Genomic DNA, 10254 nt, shown 5'->3' with positions numbered 1-10254 from the left:
GCCACAGCCACAGCCACAGCCACAGCCACAGCCACAGCCACAGCCACAGCCACAGCCACAGCCAATTAATTGCGTGATTAAGGTTTAGTTTACTTGTGTCTCTTTAGTCGTGTCGCTCCTCTATCGAAGAGGCAAAATGTGCTGGCATTGTAGTGGGAAGGTTAATTTCGCTAGCTAGAGGTTTATATCGCGATTTCATAATCTTAGAGGTGACCTAATGTCTGAAGCTATCTAGTGCAATTTCTATCCTGGGTTTTATGCAGGGAGCGGCATTATTGACTGTCTAGCAAGACTATACCGCTGGGAAGCAGCTAGTATCGTGGCGGTGAAAGTCTGGAATCGCAAAGTCTACAACAACTCCTACAGAGCCTAAAAGCTTGAGAGTTAGTACGTAAAGGAAAATCCTGTAGAAGAGATATCCTAGAAAACTATCGCCCTACTGATACCAGACGATCTCAATCATCTGTAATCGTAATAAATTTAAGGCGTGCGACACGGTCTCTGAAGTGTGTGGCGTGTTCGGGCTTAATCGAAATCGCCATTAATATTGGTAGTTAAAGCCCACAAAAATAAACTTGATGTTCAAATCGAAATTGATCATTAAAGTGACGTGAAAATAGCGCGTCAGGTGAGTGGATACTCGGCAGGCGTGAAGTCTATCCCAAGGCTAGTGTGACTTAATTAGGGATAGTTTGAGCCACTACTGGGTATATTAACTAGTAGTGGCCATATCAAAATACCTAATTTGACGTTAACGGGTAAATTACTGCCAGGGGGATTTTATTGTGTGACACGACTGTAAAGTGATGCCTCACTCCGGCTAAAGGCATCACTATTGCCGCAAGTTGTTTAGGTGGCTATTGTGGCGATAGCAGATAGAGTAAAGCATAGGTCGGTACGGTGACTGAGCAAATATAGCCGGGCGTATCGGTGTAATGGTGGTTTACACTTATAACGCCACAGCGGATATCCCAGATGACTCCAAGTCCTTGGCCAACATTACTTCTGCTGAGTTATAGGTATAAATATACGTGAGGCAATAAGGGATGGCGAATGGTTGTAACTAAGAAGGTCAAGAACAGTAAGTGATAGTTTCTTTTTACTTCTAAAGGGTGAGGCCATCTCCATGATATTGGGAGTTACAGCGAAGGTACCCTACATTTATGAAAGTGTTTTCGATACAAAAAAGCCTTCAATTAATGAAGGCTTTATAAGTTAACAGCAGCTTTTGTTATTAATAACCAGCGGCTTTAGCCTGATTTTCGTCATATTCAAGCTTTTCATGGGTCTGTCCCATTGCTTCAGCTACTTCTGGAGGCATATAGTTCTCGTCATGCTTAGCAAGAACTTCAGTCGCCTGAAGAGTGCCTGGTGCAGATAGAACTCCTTGAGCGACGATACCTTGACCTTCGCGGAACAAGTCAGGCAATAGGTCATCATAAGTTACAATGACTTCACCACCTAAAGAATCATGTACTGCAAATTGAACATGAAGGCTGTCGGGATCGCGTACCATAGAGCCTATGGTTACCATGCCGCCAATACGAATGCGTTGACCAATCTCTGGCATTACACCGGTATCTTTTTTACCCTGAACAATCTCAGTAGGAGTAAAGAACAAGTTTAAATTCGAGTTCAATGCATACAGAAGTAACGATGCAATTGCTGCAACACCACCGATTAAGGCAACAGCAAGGGTTAAGCGTTTCTTTCGTCTTGGGTTCACTATTTAGTACTCCGAGTTTCTTTAAGGCGTTCTTCTCGTTGAATCTTCTTTGCGATATCAACTAACACTTTACGTTTCTGTCTAACACTTGAAACGACTAGCGTTCCAAGAGAGAAGAAAGTGACTCCGTAAGCTAGCCATACATAAAAAGCATAGCCGCCCATGTTTAAAAATTCACTAATTGAGTCGAATTGCATTATTTGACCCCTTCTGCTTTAGCAAGTTCACGCACCCATGGACGCATGCCATTTCGTGCTAAAATTTCTGATCTAAATCTCACGATAGTAATCGCTGCGATCATAAGTCCGAAACCAACGATGTTGATAAGCAGTGGGTACAGCATATCGGTAGACATGGTTGATTTCTCCGTAATACGGATTGTAGATGGTTGATGCAATGAGCTCCACCAGTCTACAGAGTACTTGATAATTGGGATGTTGATGACACCAACAAGCGCCAAAATACCAGATGCTCTAGCGGCAAGTACTTTATCTTCAAATGAGGCATAAAGAGATATTATACCCAAATAAAGGAAGAGTAGTACTAACTCCGATGTTAGGCGGGCATCCCATACCCACCAAGCACCCCACATTGGTTTACCCCAGGTCGAACCTGTAATTAGCGCGATAAAGGTGATTACCGCACCAATAGGGGCAATAGAGGCAGCAGCCCAGTCAGCAGATTTAATCTGCCAAACAAGACCGATGAACGAACATGTTGCCATGGCCATATAAGCAGCCATCGACATCGACGCAGCCGGTACATGGATAAAGATAATTCGGTAACTATCACCTTGCTGGTAGTCAGTAGGGGCAAAACCTAAGCCCCAGATAGTACCTATACCGATAAAAGCGATTGCTAGTGTTGCAAACCAAGGTAATAGGTTGCTTGAAAGCTTGTAAGCGCGTTCAGGATCCGCGTAGGAATGTAACCATTTCCACATTTTAGTTAGTACTCACTCGTAAGGAAGCACCAATAGCAAATGGTGCTAACGTTAAAGAACCGATCAACATAGCGCCGATTATAGCGAGTTGACCATCATAAGGTAAATTCAGACCTGCAGCATCTATCGCGCTGGTCGCAAAAATTAGTACGGGAATATATAAAGGTAAAATTAGCAAACTTAGCAGCACGCCACCCTTATGGAGCCCAACAGTTAATGCCACACCTATGGCACCTAATAGACTCAATACCGGTGTTCCGAGAGCTAAAGTTGCGATTAGAGCGCCATAGCTATTGCTATCAAGATGCAATAGTACTGCTAATAATGGGGCCACTAAAATTAAAGGCACACCTGTTAATATCCAATGTGCTAGCACTTTAGCCAAAACCATTAATGGTAATGGTTGTGGGCTTAACAGCATCTGCTCGAGACTTCCGTCAACATAATCTGCTTTAAATAAACGTTCTAAAGACAGCATTGATGCTAGAAGTGCAGCAACCCAAATAATACCAGGTGCGACTCGAGTTAATACTTGTGGTTCTGGTCCGATTGCTAGCGGGAACAGGGTGACCACAAGAACGAAAAACAGGAGTGGATTGAATATATCGCCGCGGTGACGGATCGCAATCTGTAGATCACGCTTCAATACCGTACCGAAAGCCTGTGTATAGCTGATGCCTTTTTTCATAGTTAACCCCTAAACAAAGCGATAATCGAGACGGATTTTACGTAAGACATCATCGCTAATTACACCCATATCTTGGTGGGTTGTTAGGATGACACAGCCGCCACGCTTAGCATGAGCAAGAAACAAATGTTCCAGTTCTTCTACGCCTTTTTTATCGATTGCAGTAAAGGGTTCATCAAGAAGCCAAATCTTACAGTTCGTATGCCAAAGTCTGGCTAACGCAGTTCGTCTATGTTGACCTGCCGAAAGGTGGCCAGCTAGTGCTTCTTCAAAACCGGATAAGTTTACTTTTGAAAGGATTTCGCGAGTGTCGAAGCCATCATACCCACAGAGTCTTAAATTAAAATTAAGATTCTCTTCTGCGGTTAGTTCACTTTTAACGCCTGCTAGGTGGCCAAGATACAATAATTCATCATTGTACTCATCTCGACATCGAATGATGTCTTCACCTTTAAAATTGATATTGCCCGCATATGGGCGAGATAAACCTGCGATGATCCGCAAAAGGCTTGTTTTACCGGCACCATTAGGCCCCTCAATTTGAACAATCTCACCTTCAGTTATTTCGAAGGACAGTTCCTCAAAAAGAATACGCTCTTCTCTAATGCAGGTTAAGTTACTAGCTGATACCAGTGTTGTTGCTTTTAATTGTTCTACCACTGAGCCCTCTATATCATGCTGTATAAAAACACAAGTAATCCTAACACATAGACTTTCAAGCGTTTAGTGCAGCGTGAGGTTAAGTGTCAGCAATTTGATGTAGTTCCAATATTAGAAAGTTTTTAGGAACTTTTTATACATTTGCTAATACTAATATATTGACATTTCTGAGAGTGGTGTCTTGTGCAGCAGCCTTAAATGCGATTTAAATCACAAATAGATGCCATTTAGCGAAGTTTGTAGTAACCTAGCCCAGCTATAATCAGTCTGCCGCATTCGATAAGGGCAGCATGAGCTTTGTGAGAATTTGCATTAGGAACCTATAAAATGAAAAAATTATTAGCACTGACTGCAGTTGCTGCGTTGACTTTGTCTACAAGTGCATTTGCCCAAGACGGTAAAGCTATCTACGACAAAGCATGTCAAGTTTGTCACAGCATGGGTGTTGCTGGTGCTCCAAAAGCACATGATGTTGCTGCATGGGAGCCTCGTTTGGCTAAGGGCACTGACGCACTAGTATCAAGCGTTAAATCAGGTCTAAACGCAATGCCACCAGGTGGAATGTGTACTGATTGTTCAGACGAAGACTACAAAAAAGCAATTGAGTTTATGTCAAAGTAAGCTTTTTGTAGATATAAAAAAACCGGCTTATGCCGGTTTTTTTATGTCTGTAAATGGAGATTATTGAACTTGGGTATCAAGAATAAGTTGCCCTGTATCACCAAGCTTTAGCATTGAAAGCTTCCCTTGAATGTCACCTGCTTGTGGCTTAACACTGCCATGTTTAGATAACACTGCGATGACTTCAACTGCTTTAGCATCGCTTAACTTAACGTTACCGCCCATATTAGTGCTGTCATCAAGTGTAATTGTTACTGGCAATGATTCTGCAGATACTTTCGTTGCCGCTAAAGGGACTTTTGGCCCTTCTGTTGAGCGAGCAAAGATGAATAACATATCGGTGCTAGCAACTTGAGCTTGAAGTTCTGGAGAAATAGAGACCTCTATCGTTACCGTCTTAGCGGTCGCTTTGGGTTTCACATTCTTATGAGCGTCATCACTTGGCATTTCGCCTTCAGTTTCCATTCTCATTTTCGCGCTGTCGATAGCATTGATGATGGCACTGCGGTCAACATCCTTACTTTCGCTATCCAAAATCAATTGCCATGCATCTATAGCAGTTTGATATTCCGCAGAGAAGAAAGAATCCATGCCGACAAGTAATAATGTCGAAGGGTCTGAATCATCAAGTGCAAGCGACTGGTCAATCAAGGCTTGAACTGCGGGTGTCATCTGTTGGTTTGAACGGTAATACAAAGCGGTTGCTTTAGGGCCGAGTAGCTCAGCATGTACGCCAACCAGCTCCATTGTTTTATCGAAGGCTTTAATGGCATCGTCATAACGATTAGCAGAGATGTATGTGTGTCCTAGGCTAAACCATAACTGACTGTTATCAGGTTGAGCTTGAGCCTGCGCTTCCATTTCTTGGACTCGCTGCGACATGATTTGAGCTGTATCCATGCCTGCATGTGGTCCATTGGACGCTACTGGTTTGTCTAAGTTTTGATATGCACCCAGTGTGGAATACATATAGCCACAGATACCAAGGATTACTGCTGACATCACAGTAGGCCATACGATGCTTTTAGGCTTCAGTTTGTTGACAAGAGATTCATCATCACCCTGCTTCATATCTTGAAGCAGGCCCATTTCAAGCTCTTTTTTAAGCGCATCAAATTCAGCTTGTTCAAGTAACTCTTCACTGAGTTCTTTCTCTAATACAGAAAGACGCTCAGTAAATAATTCTAAGTTGGTGCTTCTACGAACACCGGCTTCTTCCGTCTGCAGCATTTTTTGCTGACGAAAATGTGGGAACCAAATCAGCGCTAGGCTAACCAAAACAAATAAGGCTATCAAAATCCAGAATGTGGTCATTATGTCTATTTCACTTTAGTTTGCGAAAAAGCGGATTTACCGCTGAACGAGGGGTCAGATTATACGTAAAGATTATTCATTGAACAGTAATATAACCTGAAATGGTCATAGTTGCGCACTTGTTCACAGATTGATTTTATTTGCAAAATAACTGGAAACTTACGGGAACTTCTTGAGTCTGACTTAAAAATGCCACCAAATCTGCTCAGTTTATGGTGGTATTTTTTGATCACTGTTCATGTGTTGCTCGTACTAATAATAAGGGAAGAATGCGACAAGTCACCCATATTTGTACGAAATAAGCAGACAGGAACAACAGCAAACACTAAACTGAGCTAAATTTGTACCCTTTTTAGTAGTGTTAACTACGGACACGTATGTAATGATATTAGCGTATGCTTATCAATACATGATTTAGGACTGAGGAAAACCCATGATCCCAGAATTAGGACACTTTTCGCTGATTATAGGCCTGGCATTTGCCATGCTTCTAGCCATCGTCCCTTTAGTAGGTGTAGCGCGCAAAGACCAATATTTGGTGCGCTATGCTTGGCCATTAACATACGGAATGTTCTTCTTTATTCTCACCTCCGTTATCGCGCTCGGTTATAGTTTTGCCGTCGACGATTTTTCTGTCGCTTATGTAGCGCATCATTCAAACTCCGAATTGCCAATATTCTTTAAGATTGCCGCAGTCTGGGGTGGCCACGAAGGTTCATTGCTATTTTGGGTTTTCTCATTATCAGCATGGGCTGCAGCAGTCGCATTGTTTAGTAAAGGCCTAGAAGAAGTCTTTACTGCACGAGTGCTAGCCATTTTAGCCATGATACTGATTGGCTTCACGCTATTCATGTTGCTGACATCTAGTCCGTTTGAGCGGTTGTTTCCGATTCCAATGGAAGGTCGAGATCTTAACCCAATGTTGCAAGATGTTGGCTTGATTTTCCATCCTCCAATGCTGTATCTAGGCTATGTAGGCTTCTCTGTAAGCTTTGCATTTGCTATTGCGGCACTAATGAGTGGACGTTTAGATTCTGCTTGGGCTCGTTGGAGCCGTCCTTGGACATTAGCGGCTTGGGTATTCCTTACTGGTGGTATCGCACTCGGTTCTTGGTGGGCATACTATGAGCTTGGTTGGGGTGGTTGGTGGTTCTGGGATCCAGTCGAGAACGCATCATTTATGCCTTGGTTAATTGGTACAGCACTTGTTCATTCGCTTATTGTGACTGAAAAGCGTGGCGCGTTCCGTAACTGGACTGTTCTATTATCAATTTTTGCATTTTCGCTGAGTTTACTGGGTACCTTTATTGTACGTTCCGGTGTACTCACATCAGTGCACTCATTTGCAGCAGACCCAAGTCGAGGAATGTTCATTCTATTACTACTTGGTTTGGCTGTCGGTGGCTCGCTCACGTTGTTTGCCTTCCGAGCAAGCGAGATGAAAAGCCCCGCACGTTTCCAGCTTAAGTCTAAAGAAACCATGCTGTTGGTGTGTAACTTATTACTCACTGTAGCGTGTGGTACTGTTTTACTTGGTACGCTCTATCCACTCCTTATTGATGCTTTAGGTATGGGTAAGATCTCAGTAGGCCCTCCATACTTCAACGCAGTATTTGTTCCAATTGTCCTCGTACTATTTGGTTTCATGGGTATTGGTCCAATAATTCGCTGGAAGAAATCAAAAGATGGTGAGTTAAAACGCCAACTTATGATCCCTGCCATGATCGCCGCCGTTGTAGGTTTAGCAGCACCATTCATCGCCGATGGTCAGTTCAATATCTGGGTTGTCTTGGGTACTGGAGCCGCAACTTGGGTGACGTTAATGACATTCCGAGCAGCTTATAATATCGTTAAGACCAAAGAAGGTCCTGTCGATATGACACGTTTAGCTCGCAGTCAGCTCGGTATGATTTTTGCGCATCTAGGTATTGCAGTGTCTGTACTTGGGGCAACGATGGTCTCTAACTACTCTATAGAGAAGAGTGTACGTATGGGACCTGGTGTTTCTCAAGAGCTTGCTGGATACACCTTCAAGTATCTAGAGACTAAAAATGTAGTTGGTCCTAACTATACTGCGCAGCAAGGTCAGATCGAGGTTTATCAAGGTGATGATTACGTTACATTACTAAAACCAGACCGTCGTCAATACAATGTTCGTACAATGGACATGACCGAAGCGGGTATCGATTGGGGCTTATTCCGAGATCTCTACGTCACAATGGGCGACCCTATTAGCCGTACCGAGTTTGCGGTTCGTCTGAACTATAAGCCGTTTGTTCGCTGGTTATGGTTCGGAGCTATCTTCATGATGATCGGTGGTTTCTTTGCTGCATCCGACAAGCGTTACAGAGTTAAAGCAAGCAGCACAGATAAGAGTACCGTAGAAAAAAATGATAAGTTAGCAACGGCGTAATAGGAATAGGGTAAGTATGAAAAAGCTAGTTTTATTTATTCCACTAGTTGTGTTTTTAGGTTTGGGAGTGTTTCTTTATAAGGGACTCTTCCTTAATCCTCAAAACCTCGATTCTGCTCTAGAAGGAAAGCCGATACCGGCTTTCCAATTAGAGATTTTGGAAAAGACAGGGGAAACTCTGACTAATGAGACTCTGAAAGGAAAAGTTTCAATACTCAATGTGTGGGCGACTTGGTGTCCTTCATGTAAGTATGAACATCCTTTTTTAATGACATTAGCGCGTAAAGATATTTTACCCATTTATGGTATTAACTATCGTGATGAGCGAGCATTAGCCATTCGCGAGTTAAGCCGTGAAGGTAATCCATACACGATCAATATATATGACCATAAAGGCCGTCTTGGGTTAGACCTAGGTGTCTATGGTGCTCCAGAGAGTTTCCTTGTCGACCATAAAGGGATTATTCGTTACAGATACGCAGGTCCTATTGACGCACGTATTTGGAAAGAAACCTTATATCCTATGGTTCAAGAGTTACAAGCTGAAGCTGCAAAGGATGGTGCATCATGATAAAGACATTAATTAAGGGTCTATCAGCTTTTGTTCTATTGCTGAGCATGGCATCAGTGGCTAATGCCACGCCAGTAGATACTTATCAATTCAAGTCTCCTGAAAACCAAAAGCGTGCGCTTTCTTTAGCGCATTCACTACGCTGTCCACAGTGTCAGAATCAGAATCTGGTCGATTCGAATTCACCGGTAGCTCAAGATCTTCGTTTAGAAGTATACGAAATGGTCGACGAAGGTAAAAATGACGATGATATCATTGAGTTTATGACAAGTCGTTACGGTGAGTTCGTACTATACAAGCCAAGAATGGAAGCTAAAACCTATGTTCTGTGGTTAGGCCCTATAGGTTTATTATTATTCGGCGGTATGATTGGCTTTCTGTTTATTCGTAAACAACGTATAGCTGAAAGCAATACTGAAGAACTGACTTCGGAAGATCAGAAAGAGTTAGATCGTCTTTTGAAGCGAGATACTAAATGAAAAACATAGTATCTGGATTATTTGCAGTTGCCTTAATGTTTACAGGGCAAGCGCAAGCTTACCCTGGAATGCAAAAAAAAGGCGAAGTGAAGATCCAATCAAGTGTTGATCAAATCAGTGTATTGCCTAAACCATTCCCTATTGAAGCCGTTCCTTTTAAAGATAGTCAAGGTAACGCGGTAGATTTCAGTCAATATAAAGGAAAGGTTGTCATGGTTAACATGTGGGCGACTTGGTGTCCTCCGTGTGTAAGGGAGCTTCCGGCGATTAGCCGCTTCTCTGCTAAGATCGGATCTGACGAATTTGAAGTGCTACCTGTTTCTATCGATCTTGATGGTAACAAGCAGGTTGAGCCTTTTTTGAAGTCATTAGGGATGGAAGAGTTCACTACCTTTTATGATAAAGAGCAGAGTTTAGGTAACGTATTTCCTTTAGATACGATTCCTGCGACTTTTATCCTTAATAGAGACGGTGAGTTGATCGCTTTTGTTCGTACCTTTGTAGATTGGGACGATGACAAAGCGGTTACGTTAATAAAAGGCTTTTTGGAACAAGCACAGTAATAGATACTGAGTAAGTTCAAATTGACGATAAAAAGGGGCTTTTAGCCCCTTTTTCGTACGTATTGTTTGGTAACTATGCGGTTGGCGTGATTATTCCATTTTTATACAGAAAGCCTCTTGTGCTCCATCAGTATTCCCCTATAATGCGCATCCACTGACACGGCACAGCAGGCCAACTACTTAGGTAGTACGGGACTTGCAGCAGTGTTAGAGAGTTAAATCTTCTCGGAGATGAGACTCAGGTGACAAGCGCTTTAAGGGCTTCGGGTTTGATAT

The 10254-nt window shown here is 42.7% G+C and carries 11 protein-coding genes; 5 read left to right on the top strand and 6 right to left on the bottom strand.

Annotated features, from left to right (window positions below; all coding sequences use genetic code 11):
- Positions 1-1234 precede the first annotated feature (1234 nt).
- The 5 genes from ccmE to ccmA are packed head-to-tail and all read right to left on the bottom strand — an operon-like array spanning position 1235 to position 4017.
- Entirely contained in the window at positions 1235-1726 is a 492-nt protein-coding gene (ccmE, locus tag CXF86_RS19565) for a cytochrome c maturation protein CcmE (protein ID WP_101089192.1), read from the bottom strand.
- The gene (gene ccmD / locus CXF86_RS19560) at positions 1726-1923 is read right to left on the bottom strand and encodes a heme exporter protein CcmD (protein WP_101089193.1); all 198 of its coding nucleotides are present in this window, start codon (positions 1921-1923) and stop codon (positions 1726-1728) included. Before ccmD ends, ccmE begins: the two co-directional genes overlap by 1 nt.
- Positions 1923-2669 (bottom strand): heme ABC transporter permease, encoded by a 747-nt coding sequence (locus CXF86_RS19555; protein WP_102039836.1) that lies wholly within the window; start codon positions 2667-2669, stop codon positions 1923-1925. Before CXF86_RS19555 ends, ccmD begins: the two co-directional genes overlap by 1 nt.
- Position 2670: 1 nt before the next feature.
- The gene (ccmB, locus tag CXF86_RS19550; RefSeq protein WP_101089195.1) at positions 2671-3357 is read right to left on the bottom strand and encodes a heme exporter protein CcmB; all 687 of its coding nucleotides are present in this window, start codon (positions 3355-3357) and stop codon (positions 2671-2673) included.
- A gap of 9 nt (positions 3358-3366) precedes the next feature.
- Positions 3367-4017 carry a cytochrome c biogenesis heme-transporting ATPase CcmA gene (ccmA, locus tag CXF86_RS19545; protein ID WP_101089196.1) on the bottom strand — a complete coding sequence of 217 codons (651 nt, stop codon included), beginning with the start codon at positions 4015-4017 and terminating at the stop codon, positions 3367-3369.
- A 327-nt stretch (positions 4018-4344) separates the two neighbouring features.
- Between ccmA and CXF86_RS19540 the strand changes: the two genes are divergently transcribed.
- Positions 4345-4638 (top strand): c-type cytochrome, encoded by a 294-nt coding sequence (locus tag CXF86_RS19540; RefSeq protein ID WP_101089197.1) that lies wholly within the window; start codon positions 4345-4347, stop codon positions 4636-4638.
- A 60-nt stretch (positions 4639-4698) separates the two neighbouring features.
- Here CXF86_RS19540 and ccmI read toward each other — a convergent pair whose 3' ends face one another.
- Entirely contained in the window at positions 4699-5952 is a 1254-nt protein-coding gene (ccmI, locus tag CXF86_RS19535; protein ID WP_101089198.1) for a c-type cytochrome biogenesis protein CcmI, read from the bottom strand.
- Between the two features lie 433 nt (positions 5953-6385).
- On the opposite strand from ccmI, the gene CXF86_RS19530 reads away from it, so the two are divergent.
- From CXF86_RS19530 to CXF86_RS19515, 4 genes are read left to right on the top strand one after another with little or no spacing between them, the layout of a single operon-like run.
- Complete coding sequence (locus CXF86_RS19530; RefSeq protein ID WP_101089199.1) at positions 6386-8365, top strand: heme lyase CcmF/NrfE family subunit; 1980 nt, start codon at positions 6386-6388, stop codon at positions 8363-8365.
- A gap of 16 nt (positions 8366-8381) precedes the next feature.
- Positions 8382-8936 carry a DsbE family thiol:disulfide interchange protein gene (locus CXF86_RS19525; RefSeq protein ID WP_101089200.1) on the top strand — a complete coding sequence of 185 codons (555 nt, stop codon included), beginning with the start codon at positions 8382-8384 and terminating at the stop codon, positions 8934-8936.
- Positions 8936-9415, top strand: coding sequence for a heme lyase NrfEFG subunit NrfF (gene nrfF, locus CXF86_RS19520; RefSeq protein WP_180961116.1), 480 nt, complete (start codon positions 8936-8938; stop codon positions 9413-9415). The genes CXF86_RS19525 and nrfF overlap by 1 nt, the downstream gene beginning before the upstream one ends.
- Complete coding sequence (locus CXF86_RS19515) at positions 9412-9978, top strand: TlpA disulfide reductase family protein (protein ID WP_101089201.1); 567 nt, start codon at positions 9412-9414, stop codon at positions 9976-9978. The genes nrfF and CXF86_RS19515 overlap by 4 nt, the downstream gene beginning before the upstream one ends.
- The last annotated feature ends 276 nt before the right edge of the window (positions 9979-10254 follow it).

This window comes from Shewanella sp. GutCb (assembly GCF_002836135.1).
Taxonomy (GTDB): Bacteria; Pseudomonadota; Gammaproteobacteria; order Enterobacterales; family Shewanellaceae; genus Shewanella.
This window is presented reverse-complemented; position numbering and strand designations above follow the sequence as displayed.

Coding starts and splice junctions, on each gene's coding strand:
- CXF86_RS19540 (WP_101089197.1), top strand. CDS start 4,345: ATGAAAAAATTATTAGCACTGACTGCAGTTGCTGCGTTGACTTTGTCT.
- CXF86_RS19515 (WP_101089201.1), top strand. CDS start 9,412: ATGAAAAACATAGTATCTGGATTATTTGCAGTTGCCTTAATGTTTACA.
- ccmI (WP_101089198.1), bottom strand. CDS start 5,952: ATGACCACATTCTGGATTTTGATAGCCTTATTTGTTTTGGTTAGCCTA.
- ccmD (WP_101089193.1), bottom strand. CDS start 1,923: ATGCAATTCGACTCAATTAGTGAATTTTTAAACATGGGCGGCTATGCT.
- ccmB (WP_101089195.1), bottom strand. CDS start 3,357: ATGAAAAAAGGCATCAGCTATACACAGGCTTTCGGTACGGTATTGAAG.
- CXF86_RS19555 (WP_102039836.1), bottom strand. CDS start 2,669: ATGTGGAAATGGTTACATTCCTACGCGGATCCTGAACGCGCTTACAAG.
- CXF86_RS19530 (WP_101089199.1), top strand. CDS start 6,386: ATGATCCCAGAATTAGGACACTTTTCGCTGATTATAGGCCTGGCATTT.
- CXF86_RS19525 (WP_101089200.1), top strand. CDS start 8,382: ATGAAAAAGCTAGTTTTATTTATTCCACTAGTTGTGTTTTTAGGTTTG.